The organism is uncultured Flavobacterium sp., assembly GCF_951805225.1.
In the GTDB taxonomy this organism is placed as follows: domain Bacteria; phylum Bacteroidota; class Bacteroidia; order Flavobacteriales; family Flavobacteriaceae; genus Flavobacterium.
This window is the reverse complement of record NZ_OX638201.1, coordinates 2,769,079-2,790,371: the sequence shown is the minus strand read 5'-3', so window position 1 is coordinate 2,790,371 and position 21,293 is coordinate 2,769,079. Positions and strand designations below refer to the sequence as shown.

10 protein-coding genes are annotated in these 21,293 nt (G+C 34.2%); 8 read left to right on the top strand and 2 right to left on the bottom strand.

The window, feature by feature from the left end; genetic code table 11:
* The first annotated feature begins 50 nt into the window (after nucleotides 1-50).
* From WN975_RS11010 to WN975_RS10995, 4 genes are all read left to right on the top strand, one after another.
* The gene (locus tag WN975_RS11010) at nucleotides 51-998 is read left to right on the top strand and encodes an ATP-binding cassette domain-containing protein (RefSeq protein ID WP_337966575.1); all 948 of its coding nucleotides are present in this window, start codon (nucleotides 51-53) and stop codon (nucleotides 996-998) included.
* A gap of 12 nt (nucleotides 999-1,010) precedes the next feature.
* Nucleotides 1,011-3,278, top strand: a complete 2,268-nt coding sequence (locus WN975_RS11005) for a Gldg family protein (protein WP_337966574.1) — start codon at nucleotides 1,011-1,013, stop codon at nucleotides 3,276-3,278.
* A gap of 12 nt (nucleotides 3,279-3,290) precedes the next feature.
* Nucleotides 3,291-6,104 carry an insulinase family protein gene (locus WN975_RS11000; RefSeq protein ID WP_337966573.1) on the top strand — a complete coding sequence of 938 codons (2,814 nt, stop codon included), beginning with the start codon at nucleotides 3,291-3,293 and terminating at the stop codon, nucleotides 6,102-6,104.
* 185 nt (nucleotides 6,105-6,289) lie between these two features.
* Entirely contained in the window at nucleotides 6,290-7,483 is a 1,194-nt protein-coding gene (locus tag WN975_RS10995; protein ID WP_337966572.1) for a retropepsin-like aspartic protease, read from the top strand.
* A 19-nt stretch (nucleotides 7,484-7,502) separates the two neighbouring features.
* Here the strand turns inward: WN975_RS10995 and WN975_RS10990 are convergent, their stop codons facing one another.
* Entirely contained in the window at nucleotides 7,503-8,249 is a 747-nt protein-coding gene (locus tag WN975_RS10990) for an NUDIX domain-containing protein (protein WP_337966571.1), read from the bottom strand.
* Nucleotides 8,250-8,639: 390 nt separating this feature from the next.
* Between WN975_RS10990 and WN975_RS10985 the strand changes: the two genes are divergently transcribed.
* The 4 genes from WN975_RS10985 to WN975_RS10970 all read left to right on the top strand — a co-directional run bounded on the left by WN975_RS10985 (nucleotide 8,640) and on the right by WN975_RS10970 (nucleotide 16,820).
* Entirely contained in the window at nucleotides 8,640-10,898 is a 2,259-nt protein-coding gene (locus tag WN975_RS10985; RefSeq protein WP_337966570.1) for a TonB-dependent receptor, read from the top strand.
* 10 nt (nucleotides 10,899-10,908) lie between these two features.
* On the top strand, nucleotides 10,909-13,221 hold the full coding sequence (locus WN975_RS10980; RefSeq protein ID WP_337966569.1) for a glycoside hydrolase family 3 N-terminal domain-containing protein: 2,313 nt from the start codon (nucleotides 10,909-10,911) through the stop codon (nucleotides 13,219-13,221).
* Nucleotides 13,222-13,308: 87 nt separating this feature from the next.
* On the top strand, nucleotides 13,309-14,199 hold the full coding sequence (locus tag WN975_RS10975; RefSeq protein ID WP_337966568.1) for an alpha/beta hydrolase: 891 nt from the start codon (nucleotides 13,309-13,311) through the stop codon (nucleotides 14,197-14,199).
* Between the two features lie 170 nt (nucleotides 14,200-14,369).
* A complete protein-coding gene (locus WN975_RS10970) occupies nucleotides 14,370-16,820 on the top strand; it encodes a glycoside hydrolase family 3 C-terminal domain-containing protein (RefSeq protein ID WP_337966567.1) in 2,451 nt (816 codons plus the stop codon).
* A gap of 298 nt (nucleotides 16,821-17,118) precedes the next feature.
* Here the strand turns inward: WN975_RS10970 and WN975_RS10965 are convergent, their stop codons facing one another.
* Entirely contained in the window at nucleotides 17,119-21,189 is a 4,071-nt protein-coding gene (locus WN975_RS10965) for a two-component regulator propeller domain-containing protein (RefSeq protein ID WP_337966566.1), read from the bottom strand.
* Nucleotides 21,190-21,293 lie beyond the last annotated feature (104 nt).

Sequence of the window (21,293 nt, the reverse complement as noted above, 5' to 3'; positions counted from 1 at the left end):
CAAGAATGTGTTTTCAGTAAAAATACATTCTTGCGATTTTAAAAAACACTATGGAAACAACAATTGTAAGAGTTGAGGACTTGTCACATCAATATAGTAAGGATTGGGCAATACAAAATATAAGTTTTGAGATCAAAGAAAATAGAATTTTAGGCCTTTTAGGTTCTAATGGTGCAGGAAAATCAACTACAATGAATATTCTTTGTGGCGTATTAAACCAAACCAAAGGGAATATTTTTATTGACGGAATTAATCTGAAAGAAAATCCTGTTGAAGCCAAAAAACTAATTGGTTTTTTACCACAAACACCGCCTTTGCATCTGGATTTAACTGTGAACGAATATTTAATTCACTGCGCAGAATTGCGTCACGTAAAAAAAGAAGATCTACACAAAGCCGTTGAAAGAGCTAAAGAACAATGCGGTATTTCACATTTCAGTAATCGTCTTATTCGCAATCTTTCTGGCGGATATCGTCAGCGTGTGGGAATTGCTCAGGCTATAATTCACGAGCCAAAACTGGTAGTTTTAGATGAACCAACAAACGGATTAGACCCGAATCAGATTTTAGAAGTTAGAAATTTAATTAAAAAAATTGCTAAAGATAAAGCTGTGATTTTTTCTTCGCATATTCTTTCTGAAGTTCAGGCAACTTGTCAGGATATCAGAATGATCGAGAACGGACACATGGTTTTTTCTGATACACTTGACGCTTTCAACAATTATATTGAAGCAGATAAATTGACCGCAAGTTTTGAAAATCCGCCTAGTATTGAAGCATTAACTGATATTGCCGAAATTACAGCCGCTGTTTTTCTATCTCCAAAAAAAGTACAAATAACTTTTACCGGAACACAGGAAATTGCCGAAAAAATCATTTCGCTAAGTGTATATAACAATTGGAAGTTAAGAGAAATTCAATTCGAAAAAGTATCTCTTGACGAAATTTTTGCTCAATTATCTAAAAAAGCACCTTCCAAAAACGCTATTCTTTCTTAAAACAAAAAACAAATGAAAACAATATATAGAATTGCTAAAACAGAACTCAACACGATGTTTTATTCGCCGGTTGCGTGGGTTGTTTTAGTTATATTTTCGATCCAGTCAAGCTGGAAATTCTTTGACTCACTGGAACGCTTTGAGAAATCTCAAAAAATGGGAGAAGGAATGAGTAATTTATCGCAAATTATTTTTTCAGGTTTCAGCGGTTTATACACCGAAATGCAGAATTATTTATACTTATATGTTCCGCTATTAACAATGGGATTAGTGAGCCGTGAAATCAACAGCGGTTCTATCAAACTTTTACTTTCATCTCCCATAAAAATAAAAGATATCGTATTAGGAAAATATCTTGCCATTGCTGCTTATTGTTTATTATTCGTTGCAATACTTGGGTTACAGGTTACTATTGCTTATTTCTCAATTGATCATTTGGATTTAAAATTTGCCATTTCAGGATTAATAGGTTTGTATTTATTGGTTTGTACCTATGCCGCAATTGGTTTGTTTATGTCTTGTTTGACTTCTTATCAAGTCGTTGCAGCTATTAGTACTTTGGTTGTTTTAGCAGGTTTGAATTTTATTGGAAAACTTTGGCAGGATATCGAATATGTAAAAGACATTACCTATTTCCTTTCGATTGCCGGACGTGCCAATGAAATGCTTGAAGGTCTTTTGATTAGTAAAGATGTATTGTACTTTATTTTGGTAAGCGGTCTTTTTATCGGATTAAGTATTTACAAATTACAAACCGGTCGAGATGCACAGTCTGTTTCTCAAAGAGTTGTCAAATACACCGCTTTAATAAGCCTTGTTCTGGCACTTGGTTACATCACGTCAAGAGCGCCATTGACGATGTATTATGATATGACCAGAACAAAAGACAGAACCCTTACAGAAACCAGTTTAAATATTGTTAAGAAAATAGACGGTCCAATTAAGATTACGACTTATGTAAACTTATTAGATATCAATTATTATATGGCTATGCCGTATTCTCAAAATCAGGATATTTCGAGTTTTGAAAATTACACCCGTTTTTTGCCCCAAACAGAAATGGAATATGTGTATTATTATGATACCTCAAACAATGAAGCATTGTATGCACAAAACCCTGGATTAAATAATAAACAGCTTGCCGATAAATTGATCGAAACACAGGATTTAAAGCTGAAAAAATTATATTCTCCTGAAGAAATTAAAAAAGTTATTGATCTAAAACCAGAACAAAACCGAGTTGTAAGAACCGTAGAATACAACGGAAAGAAGACGTTTTTAAGAATGTATGACGATTTGTTCAAAGTTCCGAGCGAAAAAGAAATCTCAGCATCTTTAAAACGATTAGTGGTTTCTAGTCCAAAAATTGTTTTTGCAACCGGAAACATGGAACGCAGCATTGACAAAAATGGAGATAAAAATTACAAAACAGGATTTAATGAAATCACTTTTAGATATTCTCTAATCAATCAGGGATTTGATGTTTCATCTGTAGATATCAATGCACAAGATATTCCGCAGCAAACCGCGATTTTAATTATTGCCGATCCAAAAACGCAATTGAGTCAGGGCGCAATTGATAGAATTTCTAAATATATAGACGAAGGGAAAAATTTAATGCTTTTAGCAGAACCGGAAACCAATTCGGCTTTAGCTGAAGTTACAGATAAATTAGGCTTAAGTTTTACAAAACAAGCATTAGTACAGGAAAGTGAAACCAATTCTCCTGACTATTTAGTGACAGATTTTCAAAAAAATGCAAATCCTGACATTATTAAATTTAGTAAAACCAGAAGCAATAATCCAATTCCGCTTTTAGGAAGCAGCGGAATTACAACCACCAAAGATGTCGGATTTAAAGTAACGCCACTTTTAAAAACCAACAATCATCCAGCTTGGGAATCGCAAACAGGAATTACTTCAATTCCTGAAGATTTAAAAAAACAACCTTCTGTAAAAGGAATTCCGCTTGTTGTCGCTTTAACGCGAAATGTAAAAGGAAAATCTCAAAAAATAATTGTAGCCGGAGATGCAGATTTTATGGGCAACGCCGAGTTAAGCCGTGGTGGATCAGGAACCTTTCAGTTTGTAACCGATGTTTTTAGCTGGTTTAGCAATTACGAATTCCCAATTGATACAACACGTCCGGAAAATACAGATAAGAAAATAACCGTAAACTCAAATCAGGTTTTCATCAGTAAAATTGTATTCATCGGATTATTTCCTTTGTTGATCATATTAACAGGCGCTTTTATACTTATTAGAAGAAACAGAAGATAAAAAATATCAAAAATGAATACTAAAAAAAATATCATCCTTGGAATTTTGTTTTTGTCTTTTAGCGGAGCATTTGCTCAATTCAAAACCACAATTCCGTTGAATAAAAACGTTACAACCGGAAAATTAAAAAATGGTTTAACGTATTATATTCTGCATAACGAAGAGCCAAAAGACAGAGCGAGTTTTTATTTTATTCAAAATGTTGGCGCTATTTTAGAAGATGACAATCAAAACGGATTGGCGCATTTTCTGGAACACATGGCTTTTAACGGAACGGAGCATTTCAAAGGAAAAGGAATCATCAAAATGCTGGAAAAAAACGGAGTAAGTTTTGGTAAAGATATCAACGCTTTTACGGCTCAGGACGAAACCGTTTATAACATTAGCACTGTTCCGGTTACCAACCAAAAACTTATTGATTCTACACTTTGGGTTCTGCACGATTGGTCCGGTTCATTGTCTTTAACAGATGCTGAAATTGATGCCGAAAGAGGCGTAATCAGAGAAGAATGGAGAACCAGAAGAACAAGTGATTTCCGCTTAAAACATCAAACAGATGAGGTTTTATACAAAGGCTCAAAATACAGTAAAAGAGATGTTATTGGAGATTTAAATATCATTAATAACTTTAAATATCAGGAATTACGCAATTACTATAAAAAATGGTACAGACCAGATTTACAAGCTGTTATTATAGTTGGAGATATTGACGTAAAAGAGATGGAACAAAAAGTAAAAACGATATTCTCAGGAATTCCGCTTGCAAAAAAAGCAGCCGTTCGAACTTATGAAACAATACCAAAACACGATGAATTGTATTTTGGAAATGCTTCTGATAAAGAAGCTTCATCAACCGTAATTACTTTAAGATATATTTTTGATGAACCATTGGTAAAAGACAGTTTGGTAACACGCAAAAATGTAATGAACTCTTTTTATACCAATATCTTAAACAATCGTTTTAAGGAATTGATCTTAAAAAATCAAGGTTCAAGTTTGAATTTAAGCAGTTATTTTGGCGGAGTTTCAAGATTAAGCAACAGTTATAATATTTCGGCTTCAGCCAAAAAAGGAAAATCTTTAGAAGCATTTGAAGAAGCTTATACTGAAGCAGAACGTTTAAACCGTTTTGGCGCTGTACAAGCCGAATTAGACCGAACAAAAAAACTTTTTGTCAGTTCATACGATGATTTTATCAGCAATAAAGATAAAGTTGATAGTGACAGTTGGGCGGATAAATTGATCGATTATTTCTTAAAAGCAAAACCATTTCTAACGCCGGAAGACGATTATAAACAAATTGTAGGCATTATAAACAGTATTTCGCTTGACGAATTAAACGCTTACGCAAAAACGATTCAAAAGCCAACAAATCAGGTTGTTTTAGTAACTGGTTCTGATGACGATAAAAATAGTTTTCCTACCAAAGAAGCAGTTGTTAACGTAATGAAAAAGGTAGAAAGCAAAACATTAGAACCTTATGTCAAAAAAGTAAACAATGCGCCTTTAATAGCAAAAGAACTAAAACCTGCCGCTATTAAAAAAACATTTGAAGTCGCTGGAATCAAGGATGCAAAAGGATATATTTTAGAAAATGATGCTAAAATAATTGTATTGCCAACAACATATTCTCAAGATCAGATTGTATTTTCGGCGTATTCAAAAGGCGGAAAATCATTGGTAAAAACAGAAGATTTATCATCGGCAGAAATTGCAACTACAATTGCAAGATCATCTGGTTTAGGGAATTTTGATAACATTGGTTTAAAAGAAAAACTAACCGGAAAAGTTGCGCAAGCCAATGCATTTATTGGTGATAATACACAAGGTTTTCAGGGAAGTTCTAATAAAGCCGATTTCGAAACGATGCTTCAATTATTGTATCTTTCTTTTGAAGCGCCTCGTTTTGACCCAAATATTTTTAATATTCTAAAAGAGCAATATAAAAACCGTTTAGAAAGCATTAAAAAAGATAATGAAAGTGTTTTTAAAGACTCAGTTGATCTGGCAAATTCAAACCATAATCCAAGAACTTTTTTATTCAACGATAAATTTCTGGAAACAATCGACTTGAAAAAAGCGGAGAATATCTATCGTGACCGAATTAAAAATGCATCTGATTTTACGTTTATTTTCGTTGGAAATATTCCGGATTCAGCATTAGAATTAATTCAGAAATACATCGGAAATATCAATTCTAATCCAGCTTTAAAAGAGAATTTTAAAGATCATAATATCGAACCTGCAAAAGGCAAAACAGTAGTTCATTTCAAGCGTCCGATGGAAGTAGTGAAATCTACGGTTTATCTTAATTTGACAGGAAAAACAGAATACAGCAAAGAAAATGCATTGAGTATTTATATCATTGGCGAAATATTATCAAAACGATTTTTGCAAACCATTCGTGAAGAAGAAGGCGGAAGTTATGGCGTAAACGTTGGCGGAAATCTGGAACTTATTCCAAAACCTACTTTTGAACTTTCACTGACTTTTGATTGTGATCCTGATAAACAAGAAAAATTAATGCAGATTGTCTGGAAAGAATTGAATGATTTAAAAGTAAATCCGGTCAATGCAAATGATTTAGAAGATATTAAAAAAGCACTTTTAAAAAACAGAGAAGAATCGCTTAAAACCAATTCTTTTTGGAACAATACTATTTACAATAACAGCTTAAATCAGATTCCGTTTTTGCAGGATGAAGAATATAAAAATTTAATTTCTAAAATTAATCAAAAAACTATTCAGCAGTTTAGTAAGCACGTCTTGGATAGTTCTAGTAGTGTCGAAGTTATTATGAGTCCTGAAAGCCAATCAGGACACTAAAATACTTTAGATTCATTTTTATTTTATTAGTCATTAAAGGTTGTCTTCCCCAAGGCAGCCTTTTTTGTTGTTTTTTATGCTGAAATTTCATTTCTTATTTCTTTTAAATGTTTGCATATGAGCATGATAATTGCGATTTTTATTTCTATTTTTATGCTTATTAAAGAATTTGAAATAATCAATATATGACTTCAAAACAACTCTTTTCGTTCCTACTTTCTTTATTTGTTGTTACGGTTTCTTTTGGTCAAAAATTCGACTTCAAAAACGGTACTCTTTTGCAGAAAAATTTCTGTGATACTATTCCTTTTGAAATTGTAAAAAACAAAATAATTATTCCAATTAAGATAAATGGAGCAGAAAAGCGCTTTCTTTTCGATACAGGTTCAGTATTAATAATTTCGGAAGAAATACAAAATGCAATGAATTATTCGAAAATTGGGGATGCTCAGGTAGACGATGTAAACAAGAAATCAACTGATTCAAAAATTGTGAGCGTAAAAGAATTACAAATAGGTACTGTAACCTTTCAGGATATTCCTTCGCTTGTAATTGATGTAAAAAAGAACTATCCAATGTATTGCCTGAATGTTGATGGAATTATTGGAAGTAATGTATTTAATAATTGTATTGTGAGTATTGATCTTAAAAATAAACGAATTATTTTAACCGATAACTTGCAAAAAATAGCCTTGCAAAATGCTTATCAAACACCAATTTCAGTAAATCAAATAGGTAAACCTTATATAAAAATTGATCTGGGTAACGAAGTAACTTTTGACGGACTTTTTGATAGTGGCGCAGACAAATTGATTAGTATTTCAAGCAAAATATTCGACAAAGCAATTAAAAAAGGTGTAGCAAATGTTGTAAATGAAGGTTTTGGAGTAACCTCAATTGGCTTAAATGGAATGATAGAACCTGAGAAGAAAAACAGAGCTTTAGTCAAACAAGTAAAATTTGGTAACGCCGAAATTAATAATATCATTACAATTGAATCCGAAAAAACAAAAAATGCAATTGGTATTCAACTGGCAGAATACGGCACAATTACGTTAGATTTCATCAATAAGAATTTTTATTTTGAAGCTTTAAAACAAGTGCAATACTATCAAAATCAGAAAACATTTGGATTTAAAGACGTTGCCGAAGAAGCCATTTATTCCATTGGTATTGTCTGGACAAATACTCATGCTCAAAATTTAGGATTAAAAAACGGTTTTCAAATATTAAAAATCAATAATCAGGACTTTACAACGAGAACTCCGGAGAATGATTGTATTATTTTTTCAGGAGATTTTTATCAAAATCCGAAACTAAATTTGACTTATAAAGATGATAAAGGAGAAATAAAAAACGTAGAATTAGTAGAACAATAAATTAAACAGAAACAGGTTTTTACCAGCTTCCTTTTAAACCTTCTTTCAAAGCATTGTTGTATTTCTCTAAATCAAAACTATACAAATCCGGAGCTTTATGTGCACCGCCTTTTCTCGATTCATCTAGTTTAACTAAAATATCATAACGCAATATCTTTCGATAAAAATTACCACGATTGAGTTTTTTGCCCAAAATAGCTTCATATAATTTTTGAAGTTCCGGCATCGTAAATTTCTCAGGCAAAAGATTATAACCAATTGGGTGATTGTTTAATTGCTCACGAACGGTAAGCAAAGCCTTGTCAAGAATGCTTCTGTGATCCATCATAAACAAAGGAAGATTATCCACAGATTGCCATTCGACATGAGTAGAATATTCATCAATAATTAAGTTTACTTTTGAATATTCTGCCAATGCGTAGTAACCAATAGAAACAAAACGCTGTTTATTCCAGATGGTGTCATCATGTTCTTCAAAAGCACTTTCAGAACGTTTAAGATTTCCAAAAGTATAGAATTGCTGTAAGTAAATATTCTCTGTTCCGGTTCGGTCTTTTAAGATGCGAACAGCCGCATCATCAACGTTTTCTTCTTTTTTTACATAACCTCCAGGAAGACCCCAGGAATCAGAATCCTTCATCTTTACAGTTAAAACATGAAGCGAGTTTTCTTTAAAACTAAAAATAGCACAATCGATAGAAAGCGTCGGTATATATTTTTTAAACGACTCTTCAGATTGTATTTCAAGTATCTTTTTTAATTCCATTCGGCTATAATTAATTCCAAATTTAAGCTTTTTGATAGGTAAAAGTCAAATCACTACAATTTTTTCTGACATTTTAGTATTTGGCGAAAGAAAATATTGAGTTTGTAAAAAAAATAAATTCCGTACCTCTTTTTGTCTTTATCGATTTAAGGTCATCTTGACTCTAACCACTGTTTTCAATGCTTTACGCAAACGTGGTAGCTGTTTTTTCTCTGTTTTGGAACTATTCAATGATATCTCTTTATTATTGTTTTTATGAGATTTAAAGCCTGCTAATTATGTGATTATGAAAATTATTAAGGTATTTATTTGTTGATATGAGAATTTGTTTTTAATATTGCTTCATAATGAAGCAATGAAACTAAACTTACTTAACTCAAATACCACATTATGAAAAAAATGCTAATCTCAGCAATCTGTATGGCTGTTTTTCCAATTATGGAAACCTATTCCCAAGAGGATAAAAAACAGCAAAAACCAACAGATTCAATTAAAAAAACAACCAAAATAGTAGAGACAGATACTAAAGAAGAAAAAAATAGAAATGTAATGCTTAATGCGGCGAATAATACCGGACCGCGTGATGTAAATATCGGATTACCTTCAACCGTTGGAGGAATAACTATTCAGGAAAATGATTTACCGGTGGTTTATTATTTTTGGCCGGAATTACCAAATCGTACCTGGAGACAAAGCAAAAGTTTAGGACGCACAGGATTATTAAAAATTGGAGAAGCTGCAATTACAACCGGAGATTTAGGTTTTGCAGTAAACTCATATACCAAACTCGGAACTGATAAATTGGAAGTTGTGGGTAATTTTTCAGGTTCAAGTTTCGGATGGATGAAAGGAGATTTGAATGTTTCCGGACCATTATCTAAAGGTTGGTCGTATACAATGGGAGCTTACGCCAATTTTGATCCCAATTCTTTCGATTTGAAATTTGCCAATTATTCAGACCGAACTCAGATTTACAGAGCCGGATTAACCAAGAAATTCAATAACGGAAAAGGACAAATTAGCTTTACATACAAATATGCAAACTCAGCTTCTTTGACCAATTATGCCGTTTTTAGATACAAAGAAGGCGGAAAAGTAGAAGAATACAATGATTTTAGAATTGGTCGTGATTCGTATATCGTTAATGACGGAATATTAAAATTCAAAGATATTTTGAGCGGCGAAACTAAATTTGCTGATATGGGCGGAAGCGATGCTGCAACAACCTCACACACATTTGATATCTTAGGAAATTATGATTTGGCAAACGATTGGAAATTCAATTTCTCAACTCGTTTCAGAACTTCAAAAGCATCGCAATTAATTGCAATTCCGTTGAGTATTTTTCAGGCAACTGCAGCAGATAATTTCACATACGAAGCTACAGGTCAGCCTTATGTAGGAAACGTAAATTCAATGTTGGGATTATATACAGACGGAACGCCAACGACAAGCGCATTATCAAGATTCGAAATCAAAAAGAATGTAGAAAAACACAAATGGAGATTTGGTTTATTAGAGTATTATTATAATGTTGATCAATTTACTTCAAGCCGTTCTTTCTTTAATCAAACGGTAAGTGCAAATCCGGATAAATTAGTTCGTAACACGCCCGGCGGAACTTCAAATACAGATGCTGACGGATTTTACAATTACAATGTTGGAGGAGAATATCACAATGGTTTCGAGAATAAATTATCAGGTTATTTCTCTGATAACTGGACAGTTTCAGATCGTTTAAGTTTAGCTTATGGCGTAAATTTAAGATACCATAAATTAAAAGGAGATTATTATCAAACGCCAAGAACTCCAAATTTAGTTTTTGATCCAAGTCAGAAATCTTACTTTGATAATAACTGGTTTCATTTAGGAGGTTCGATTAATGCCGTTTATAAAGTTACAAAAAGCGCCGGAATCCTTGCCGATTTCACTTACACAGAAAAAAATGGTCAGTTAGAAAGTTATTCCGGAGCAGTTGCACCAAATTTAACTAAAACTAAAAGTCCTTTAGCCGCTTTTGGTTTGTATTACAATCAGGAAAAATTCAGCGTAGTTTCTCAGGCAACTTACTTAACCAGAAACAATTACCAAGCGAGATTAAATTTGGTGAATCCATCAAATGCAAGTCAGTCAGAAGTTGCAACAGTTTTCTATGACATCCAGACTTTAGGTTGGACAACAGATATTGTGGCAACGCCTTTCAAAGGATTTAATCTTCATTATTTGATTACTTTTCAGGATCCGGTTTATAAAAACTATGATTTCTCTGCTTTTGGAAATAACTATTCTTATAACGATAAAAACGTATTGGAAATTTCTAAAGTTTTAATGGAAATCGATCCAAGTTATACCTACAAAGATTTCAAGGTTTGGGCGAGTTTCCGTTATTTCAGCAAGCAATATGCAAACCTTACAAACGCCTTATTCTTTGCGCCAAGATGGGAAACTTTTGGAGGAGTAAATTACAAAATCAACGATCATTTTGATATTGGTATAACAGCAGTTAACTTCTTAAACCAAACGGGAGCAAAAGGCGCAATTAGTGGCGCCGAATTAATTACCGATGCTTCTGCTTATTATGATCAGCTTTTGGTAGGATCTTACATTCGACCATTTACTTTAGAAGCATCTCTTAATTTCAGATTCTAAAAATCCTATCATGAAAAAAATAATAATAACAGCCGGATTCGCTTTTTTGATTAGTGCAACAACACAAGCGCAACAAGAAAATTTCACGATTGTAAAAAATAATAAAGGTGCTGATTTGGGATATTCTCCCGAATCCGGCATCAAAATTTTAACCGTAAACGGAAAGAAATTTAAAGATTTAAATAAAAACGGAAAACTGGATAAATACGAAGATTGGCGCCTTTCGGCAGATGAAAGAGCCAAGGATTTAGCTTCAAAAATGACTGTAGAACAAATTGCAGGATTGATGCTTTATAGTCGTCATCAAGCTTTGCCGGCAGGAGTTTCGGGTTATAATGCAGGAACGTATAATGGTAAAATTTTTCCGGAAAGTAATGCCAAAGCGTATGATTTAACAGATCAGCAAAAAGCATTTTTGAAAGAAGATAATCTTCGTCATGTATTAATTACAAAAGTACAAAGTCCGGAAGTTGCCGCTTTATGGAACAACCAAATGCAGGCTTTTGTAGAAGGAATTGGATTAGGAATTCCGAGCAATACCAGTACAGATCCGCGTCATACGGCAAATGTTACGTCTGAATTTAACGGTGGTGCAGGAGGAGAAATCTCGATGTGGCCTGACGGATTAGGAATGGCATCAACTTTTGACCCGAAAATTGTTGAACAGTTTGGTCAAATAGCTGCAAAAGAATATCGCGCATTAGGAATCGCAACGGCTCTTTCGCCTCAAATCGATTTAGGATCTGAGCCAAGATGGTATAGAATTTCGATGACTTTTGGCGAAAGCCCGGCTTTAACCAGAGATATGGGAAGAGCTTATATTGACGGTTTCCAAACTTCATACGGAAAAGACGAAATTAAAGATGGTTGGGGTTACAAAAGTGTAAACGCGATGGTAAAACACTGGCCAAGCGGTGGTGCCGAAGAAGGCGGACGTGACGGACATTGGGCTTACGGAAAATTTGCGGTATATCCGGGAAATAATCTGCAACAACATATTGATCCATTTATTAATGGCGCTTTCAAATTGAAAGGAAAAACGAGTAAAGCATCGGCGGTAATGCCTTATTACACGATCACTTTTGATCAGGATAAAAAATACAATGAAAACGTAGCAAACGGTTACAGTAAATATATCATTACAGATTTATTGAGAGATAAATACGGCTACGACGGCGTGGTTTGTACGGATTGGTTGGTAACTGGAGACGAAGGAAAAACGCCAAATCTTTTTGCAGGAAAACCTTGGGGAGTTGAGAATCTTTCGATTAACGAAAGACATTACAAAGCGATTATTGCCGGAGTTGACCAATTTGGTGGAAATAATGATAAGAAACCAGTTTTGGCGGCTTATGAAATGGGAATCAAAGAATTTGGAGAACCTTTTATGAGAGCGCGTTTCGAAAGATCTGCGGTTCGATTATTAAAGAACATTTTTAGAGTTGGTCTTTTCGAAAATCCATATTTAAATGTTGCCGAAACTAAAGCAATTGTTGGAAATCCTGAGTTTATGAAAGCAGGTTATGATGCACAATTAAAATCGGTTGTGTTGCTGAAAAATAAAGCTGCGGTTTTGCCTTTGAAGGAAAAGAAAACCGTTTTTATTCCGAAGATTTATACGGCTTCAACTAAAGATTGGTGGGGAATTGCGAGTCAGCCAAAACTTGATTATCCGGTAAATCTTGAGTTGGTAAAGAAATATTATAATGTTACCGAAGATCCTTCAAAAGCAGATTTTGCAATTGTTTTTGTAACAAGTCCGCAAAGTTTAGAAGGTGGTTATGATTTAAAAGACAGACAAAGCGGAAGCAATGGTTACGTGCCAATTTCACTACAATACGGAACTTATACAGCAACCGAAGCCAGAGCAAAAAGTATCGCTGCCGGAGATCAGGTTATTGATCCAACAATCAAAGACAGAACTTATAAAAACAAAACGGTTACTGTTGCCAATACAATGGATCTAAGAACGATTCTGGACACAAAAGATATGATGAACGGAAAACCGGTTATTGTTTCGGTTACGGCTTCAAAACCTATGATCTTTAATGAATTTGAAAAAGAAGTTGATGGAATTGTATTGAATTTTGGAGTTTCGACACAAGCAGTTTTAGATATTATCTCAGGAAAAACAGAGCCTTCAGGATTGCTTCCGGTTCAGATGCCGGCAAATATGGAAACGGTTGAAAAACAATTTGAAGACGTTCCTTACGATATGATTCCGCATAAAGACAGTGAAGGAAATGTTTATGATTTTGCTTATGGATTAAACTGGAAAGGTGTTATAAAAGATGCTCGAACGGAGACTTATAAAAAGCAGTGATTTTTTCTACGATTCCTAAACCTGACAGGTTTTTAAAACCTGTCAGGTTTGCTTAGACGTAAAGTAAACACGATAAAAACAATTCAAATGAAAAATAAAATCACAATACTATTCGCTTTTCTAATGCTTGCAGGAATATCAGCAAAAGCACAAGAAACCGTAAAATTATACACAGGAAAAGCTCCCGGATCTGAAAACTGGACACAGAAAGAAGCTCAAATGTATTCGGATCTTTTTAAAACCGAAGTCGTTTACAATGTAACTGATCCATCTTTATTGGTTTACGAGGTTCCAAAAGGAGTTAAGAATACCGGAACTGCAATTGTAATCGCTCCGGGCGGAGGTTTTCAGAGTTTATCAATTAACAGAGAAGGAAAAGAATTAGCTGAAATTTTAAGCAAAAAAGGAATTACGGCTTTTGTTTTGAAATATCGTTTGAACAAAACTGAAACCAATGATCCGGCAAGAGAAATGATGGACAAATTGAAAGACAGAGCGGCTTTCGAAAAAAACTCTTTGGCAACTATAAAACTAGCTGCGCAAGACGGAAAAAATGCTTTGAATTATGTTCGAACTAATGCTTCAAAATATGGAATCGATGTGAAGAAAGTTGGAATCATTGGGTTTTCTGCAGGAAGTACGGTTGCAATGGAAACAGTTTTAGATAATAAACCGGATCAATTGCCAGATTTTGTAGCCAATATTTACGGCGGTCCGCGACCAGAACTTTTGAGTGTTGCAACTCCGGAAAAAAAGATTCCAATGTTTGTTTGTGCTGCAAGTGATGATCAGCTGAAACTGGCTCCAAGAAGTATTCAGATGTATAATAAATGGCTTGAAGCAGGACAAAGTGTTGAGTTGCATATGTATTCAAAAGGCGGACATGGTTTTGGAACAGGAAAACAAAATTTACCTGTCGATTCATGGGAAATTCGTTTTGAAGAATGGCTGACATTACAAGGATTTTTAACTAAATAAAGATTAATGGTTTCACGCAGATTTAAAAAGATCTGAGCAGATTTGATTAAAATATATCAGCGTTTATTTGCTTAAATCCTTTTAAATCTGCGTGAAAAAATCATCTCGAATATGTGTTACTATTAATTATACCAACTATTTACAGCAATACTTTTAAAACTATTTATATTATGAAAAATAAACTTTTAAAAACCGGAAAAATAACGCTTTTAACGGCGTTGATGCTTTCTAATTTATCTTGGAATACAGTTCCGAATGATGAAACGAATCCACCGTTTTTAACTATTAAGGGATTTAAATTTTCCGATTTCAACAGAAACGGAAAACTTGATATTTGGGAAGATACTCGTCTTTCTGTCGATCAAAGAATTGATGCGATTATCAAAGAAATGACCAATGCAGAAAAAGTAGAACTGCTTATTGGAACCGGAATGCCTGGAATCGAAGTTTTGACAGGTCCTGTTGGAGATTCTAAACAAGGTTTGGTTCCCGGTGCAGCGGGCGGAACTGCTGCTTTTGAACGCTTCGGGATTCCTGCAACTGTTGTAGCCGATGGTCCTGCAGGTTTAAGAATTGCACCAACGAGAGAAAATGATTCGAAAACGTATTATGCAACAGCATTTCCGGTGGGAACGGCTTTGGCTTCAACGTGGAATAAAGCGCTTTTGGAAGAAGTTGGAAAAGCAATGGGAAATGAAGTAAAAGAATATGGTGTTGACGTTTTATTAGCGCCTGCTTTAAATATCCACAGAAATCCATTGAACGGAAGAAACTTCGAATATTATTCTGAAGATCCGTTGATTTCAGGAAAAACCGCCGCTGCAATTGTAAACGGAATTCAGTCGCAAGGCGTTGGAACTTCGATTAAACATTTTGCCGTGAATAATGAAGAAACAAATCGTTTAACAATCAATGCTCATGTTTCTGAAAGAGCGATTAGAGAATTGTATTTAAAAGGTTTTGAAATCACGGTAAAAGAATCTCAACCTTGGACAGTTATGTCATCGTACAATAAATTGAATGGCGAATATACTTCTGACAGAAAAGATTTATTGACGGAGGTTTTAAGAAACGAATGGGGTTTTAAAGGAATCGTAATGACGGATTGGTTTGGTGGATTTCCGGGTTTTGAATCGATTTCAAAAGGTTCAAATTCTGATGTTGTTAAACAAATGATTGCCGGAAACGATCTTTTGATGCCGGGAATTCCTGTTCAGAAAAAAGCTTTATTAGAGGCTTTAAATTCAGGTAAATTATCTCAGGAAGTAGCAAATACAAATGCGAAAAGAATTTTAGAATATATTTTTCGTACGCCAACTTTTGCAAAATACAAATACAGCGATAAACCAAACCTGACTAAAAATGCCGAAGTAACTAGAAATGCCGCCGCAGAAGGAATGGTTTTACTTAAAAACACAAATAATGCTTTGCCTTTCGCTGACAAGCAAAAAGAAGTTTCAGTATTTGGAGTTACTTCTTATGCTTGGATTACTGGAGGAACAGGAAGCGGAAGTGTGAATAACAAACATACCGTTTCTCTTTTAGAAGGTTTAACAGCAGCAGGTTACAAATTAGACAAAGAATTGGTTGATTTATATAAACCTCACGCTGAAAAAGAAGTTGTAGCCGAAAAAGAAAGAAGAAAAGCAAGAGGAATTTTGGCTTTGCCTGAGAGACTTCCTGAAATGAAAATGGACGATGCTTTTCTGGCTAAAAAAGCAGCAAGTTCTGAAATTGCATTTGTGACTTTGGGAAGAAATTCTGGAGAAGGCGGAGACAGAGTTGTGAATAATGACTTTAATATGGCAGATGAAGAAATTGAAATGCTGGATAAGATTTCAAAGGCTTTTCATGCCAAAGGAAAGAAAGTTGTGGTTATTTTGAATATTGGCGGCGTTATCGAAACGGCTTCATGGAAAGATAAAGTAGATGCTATTTTATTGGCTTGGCAACCAGGTCAGGAAGGCGGACATTCTGTTGCTGATGTTGTTTCCGGTAAAATAAATCCGTCAGGAAAATTGACAATGACTTTCCCTGCGAAATATTCAGATACGCCTTCGGCAAAAAATTTCCCTGGACTTCCTTTAGACAATCCAAAAGAGGTTACTTATGAAGAAGGTGTTTATGTTGGTTACCGATATTTTAATACATTCAATATAAAACCATCTTACGAATTTGGTTTTGGAAGTTCTTATACCACATTTGATTACAGCAATGTAAAATTGAGTACACCAACTTTCAAGGATAAATTGACGGTTTCGGTTACGGTAAAAAATACAGGAAAAGTGGCTGGAAAAGAAGTGGTAGAAGTTTATCTTTCGGCTCCTGCAAAAACTATTGATAAGCCTAAAGAAGAATTAAAAGCTTTTGCAAAAACAAAAGAATTAAAACCGGGAGAAAGCCAAACAGTAGTATTGACTTTGTCTCCAAAAGATTTAGCTTCATTTTTAGAAAGTAAAAGTGCCTGGATTGCCGAAGCCGGAACCTATAAAGTTTTGGTTGGAGCATCTTCTTTAGATATTAAAAAATCAGCTGAATTTTCGGTAGAAAAAGAAATTATAGTAGAGAAAGTGAAGAAATCTTTTGAATTAGATTCGAAGTTTACGGAGCTTAAACCTTAATTTTAGTTAGTTAATTGTTGAAAAAACCATCCCGATTTTTTTTGGGATGGTTTTTTTTATGATTTAGTCTTGAAGCTTCGGGACTGTTAGGTATTGTTTTATTCATAAAATTTATAATCGTTCCAATAGATCAACGCACAGATTTGTCATTGCGAGGAACGAAGCAACCACATTTGGAAAATTAAATATATGTACAATTGTTAGTGAGTTTGCTTCGTTCCTCGCAATGACAAAACTTCTGCTTCCGACGCTTCCAAACTATATGTTAGAATTAATTATACCAACGTCTTATTCTAATTTATGAATTATCTTTTTTCTGAATGATATTCAATTCTTTATTAAAAGAATTTCTATATTTTTTGATATATTCTGAAGGTTTCATTCCAAACAATTTCACGAATTGTTGACGGAAATAACGTTGATCTTCTATACCAACTTGTGGGCCAACCTGTGCGATATTAATGTTCTCCGTAAGCATGATTACTGCGGCTCTGCGGATTCTGATCGATCGGATAAAAACATTTACGGTTTGTCCTGAAATTGCTTTAATCTTTTTGTAAAGACTTGAATGACTCATTCCCATTTCAGCCGAAAAAGTCTTTAGATTAAAATCGTTGTTTTCGATATTGGCTTCTACGATTTCGATGCATTTGTCAAGGAATTCTTTGTATTCAGTTGGAACTTTATTTACATTTTCACGAAGCGTGATACTGTCTAAGAAATACTTGCGCAATTGTCCTCTGTTTCGAAGAACAGAATCTACGCGCGCCAGAAGTATATCGCTGTCAAACGGTTTGGTAACATAATCGTCAGCGCCTTCTGTAATACTTTGCAAATGAATATCGTTACTGGTTGTCGCCGTTAAAAGTATCACCGGAATATGGCTTAAATCATCATTTTGTTTGATTTTTTTGCATAAATCCAAACCGTTCATGCCTTCCATAGAGATATCGCTCAGTACAATATCCGGCATATGTTTTTCTACAAGTTTTAATCCTTCAAGACCATTTGCTGCCGAATAAACAATATAGTTTTTGGTGAAAAGCTGCACGAGATAATGATTCATTTCGGGATTGTCTTCAACAATTAGCAATACTTTTTTTGTACTGATTAATTCGTCCTGTAGATTTTCGAGATGCGATGGCTGAGTTTTATTTTCAGATGAATTTTGATTATCGGCTGGCATTCCTTCGAGAAGTTCTCCCACAAGTGGCGACATATGCGAATGATTCTCGTTGATGTTCATTTCTGCAAAATGGCTATTTCCTTTTGGAAGCGTAATTATGAACGAAGTGCCTTCTCCAACTTTGCTTTTACACTCTATTTCGCCATGATGTTTGTTCACGAAATATTTGGCAACATAAAGTCCAATTCCAAAACCATTGCTGGCTTTTGACTGACTTTGTTTGAATTTTTCGAAAATTGTGTCAATTTCATTTTCATTGATTCCGCTTCCGGTATCAGATATAATGATCGAAACATCAGCAAGATTCTCGTTAATTTCAATAGTTATTGATCCGTTATTAGGAGTAAATTTGAAAGCATTTGAGATTAGATTGAACAACGTAATCTCTAATTTCTCATAATCGCCATATATTTCGGTTGATGTATTTTCTTCAATAAATTGATAATTTAAACTTTTTACGGATGCCATTTGCGTAAAGCTTTCGTAGATTTCACGACAAAGCGAGTTTAAATTAATCTTCGAAATTTTGAGTTCATCAAGATCTGTTTCGGCTTTTCTAAACAATAATAATTGATCGGTAAGACTCAATAATCGTTTTGCATTTTTATAGGCGAGATTTAGATCCAGATCGTCTTCAGAACGGTTTTTTCGTTCAATAGCGCTTTTAAGCGGATTTATAATTAAAGATAAAGGAGTTCGTAATTCATGCGCGATATACGTAAACATCGAAAACTGTTTTTCGGCATGTTCCTTATCTTTTTTATGCTCCATTCGGGCAAGTTTTATTTCGTAGCGAAGCCTTTCTTTGTTTTTATGATAATCTACGTATGCGTAAATTGCACCAATTGCAGCGATTAAATAAAATGTATATGCCCACCAGGTTCTGTACCAAGGCGGAAGAATTGTTACAGTTGCGAGCGTTACTTCATTCGTCCAATTTCCGAAAATATCAGTTGTTTTTACTTTAAAAACATAAGTTCCTTCGGTCAATCTCGAATAATTTGCTCTGTTATCTTTTGAAGTATAATTCCAGTTTTTATCCCAACCTTCGAGGAAGTAAGCGGTATTTATTTTTTCGGAATTTACATAATCAAGATAAACAAAATCAAAACTCAATGCCGATTTTTCATAAGGAAGCTCGACATCGCTTATCATTTCAAGTTTTTTTCCGGTTACATAAGGACTGTCTAATTTTAGAGACTGATTGTTTACCAGTAAATCATTCAATAAAAATTTACCAGTATTTTTTTTGTCTTTTATATTTTCAGGATCAAAAACATTGAATCCGTTTATGCCTCCAAAAATAAATTCTCCTGTAGAAAGTTTTGTGCCAGCATTCCAGCTAAATTGATTTCCCTGTAATCCATCAGCGACGCCAAAATTTCTAAAAGTATTATTCTTTGGATTCAATCTTGAAATTCCATGATACGTACTCATCCATAAATTTCCTTTTTTGTCTTCTAAAAGGCGAAGTACGGTATTACTCGAAAGCCCGTTTTGAGTAGTATATTTTTTAGAAGTGCCTGTTTTTCGATCAAATAAAAGCAAACCGCCTTCTACAGTACCAATCCAAATATTTTTATTTTGATCTTCAGTAATACATCTGATTGTGTATTCAGAATGATAGGTTTTTACTTTTTTCGTTTTGGTATCGATCTCAAAAAACGAATTGAAAGTTCCGCCCCAGATTTTTCCGTCTTTGGTTTCATAGAGACAAGTTACATCGCGTAAAGTATTGCTGTAGCAAATGAATTTATTTTGCTTTCGATCAAATTGATATAATGCGCCTGCGTTAGTTATAGCAAGCCACAAAGTATTTCTTGAATCTAAATAGAGCAACCAGGATTCTTGTTCTGCTTTTTTAGTGAATTGATTATAAATCGAAAAATTCTGAATTGCTTTTGAATTTGGATCAATCCGACAAACTCCGCCTTTCCACATGGCGACCCAAATTGCATTATCAGAATCTCTGACAATACTGGTAACGAAATTACTTTGCAGTTTTCTTCCGCCAGACGATGTTGTAGAATATACGTCGTAGGTATTTTGTTTTCTATTCCAATATCGCATTCCGGCGCCATCTGTACCAATCCAGACATTTTTCTTGTCGTCTTCGCAGAAAGAAAGCATGAAGTTTGCCGCAGGATCTTCATCTTCTTTATTAGTCAGCGGATCTTTGCTTTTAAAGTGATTAAAATAAAGCGGTTTTTTCCCCATCATACTCACGCCGCCGCGGAGAGTTCCGAACCACATTTCTCCGTTTTTACTTTCGAATATATCATAAAGAGATTTACTGTTAAGTAATGAAACCGGACCGCTTGCTTTATATAAAACAGGAGTAGACTGGTTTTTTGTAATCGTGAAAATACCTGCGCCGTCAGTGGCAATCCAGAGTCTGTTGTCTTGCTGATAAAAATCGCGAACTACGGTTTTTTCCTGAAAGTAATTTTTAGAATAAGTATTCAGATTTGCATTGTATAAATAAGCGCCTTCGTCAGATCCAATCCATAAACCTTCATTTGTAAGCTTTATGCAATTTGATCCGGTAATTGTATTGTTAAGAAGTGTTAGTTTTTTTGATTTTAGATCATATTTACAAAGACCAGAACCGGTTACAAAAACATAGAAGATTTGCTTTTTTGCATCATAAGATATTGATCTTGCGATATAATTTAATTTTCCGTTAAAAGGTATTGCTGTTCCGGTTTGCTCGCCTTCTTTATAAGCTACGATCATTTCTTTTGTAGCAACAAGAATTATATTTTGAGAATGTACTGCAATTATTTCGTAAGCGGTAATTTTTAAAGGTTTGACTTTTTTATCAATTCCAATATATTTTAATGGAGTAAAAGAGGAGCGTTCTGCATTAAAAACAACCGGACCAGCTGTTGTTCCAATCCACAGATTATTTTTATAATCACCTTCGATACAGCTTATAGCATTTCCCTGAATAGAATTTGGATCTGTATGAATATGTCGGTAGATTTTAAAATCATTTCCATCATATCTGTTAAGTCCGTCAAAAGTACCAAACCACATATATCCATTCTGATCCTGATATATTGTCGCAACCGAATTATTAGAAAGTCCTGACGAAATATCAAGATGTCTAATCGGGTAATTCTGTCCAAATGCACTTATGGAAAGAAGGCAAATAACAAGAAAGGACTTTAGCTTATTCATAGAATTTTTTTTAAAAAGCTTGTTGCTCTTTGATATACGAAAAATACGAGGAATGTGGTCTGAAAGCTGGATCAATTTTTATATGAATATATGTAAAATAGTTC

What these genes read in the sequence shown, in the direction of transcription:
- WN975_RS11010 (WP_337966575.1), top strand. Translation starts at nt 51, where the DNA reads ATGGAAACAACAATTGTAAGAGTTGAGGACTTGTCACATCAATATAGT.
- WN975_RS11005 (WP_337966574.1), top strand. Translation starts at nt 1,011, where the DNA reads ATGAAAACAATATATAGAATTGCTAAAACAGAACTCAACACGATGTTT.
- WN975_RS11000 (WP_337966573.1), top strand. Translation starts at nt 3,291, where the DNA reads ATGAATACTAAAAAAAATATCATCCTTGGAATTTTGTTTTTGTCTTTT.
- WN975_RS10995 (WP_337966572.1), top strand. Translation starts at nt 6,290, where the DNA reads ATGACTTCAAAACAACTCTTTTCGTTCCTACTTTCTTTATTTGTTGTT.
- WN975_RS10990 (WP_337966571.1), bottom strand. Translation starts at nt 8,249, where the DNA reads ATGGAATTAAAAAAGATACTTGAAATACAATCTGAAGAGTCGTTTAAA.
- WN975_RS10985 (WP_337966570.1), top strand. Translation starts at nt 8,640, where the DNA reads ATGAAAAAAATGCTAATCTCAGCAATCTGTATGGCTGTTTTTCCAATT.
- WN975_RS10980 (WP_337966569.1), top strand. Translation starts at nt 10,909, where the DNA reads ATGAAAAAAATAATAATAACAGCCGGATTCGCTTTTTTGATTAGTGCA.
- WN975_RS10975 (WP_337966568.1), top strand. Translation starts at nt 13,309, where the DNA reads ATGAAAAATAAAATCACAATACTATTCGCTTTTCTAATGCTTGCAGGA.
- WN975_RS10970 (WP_337966567.1), top strand. Translation starts at nt 14,370, where the DNA reads ATGAAAAATAAACTTTTAAAAACCGGAAAAATAACGCTTTTAACGGCG.
- WN975_RS10965 (WP_337966566.1), bottom strand. Translation starts at nt 21,189, where the DNA reads ATGAATAAGCTAAAGTCCTTTCTTGTTATTTGCCTTCTTTCCATAAGT.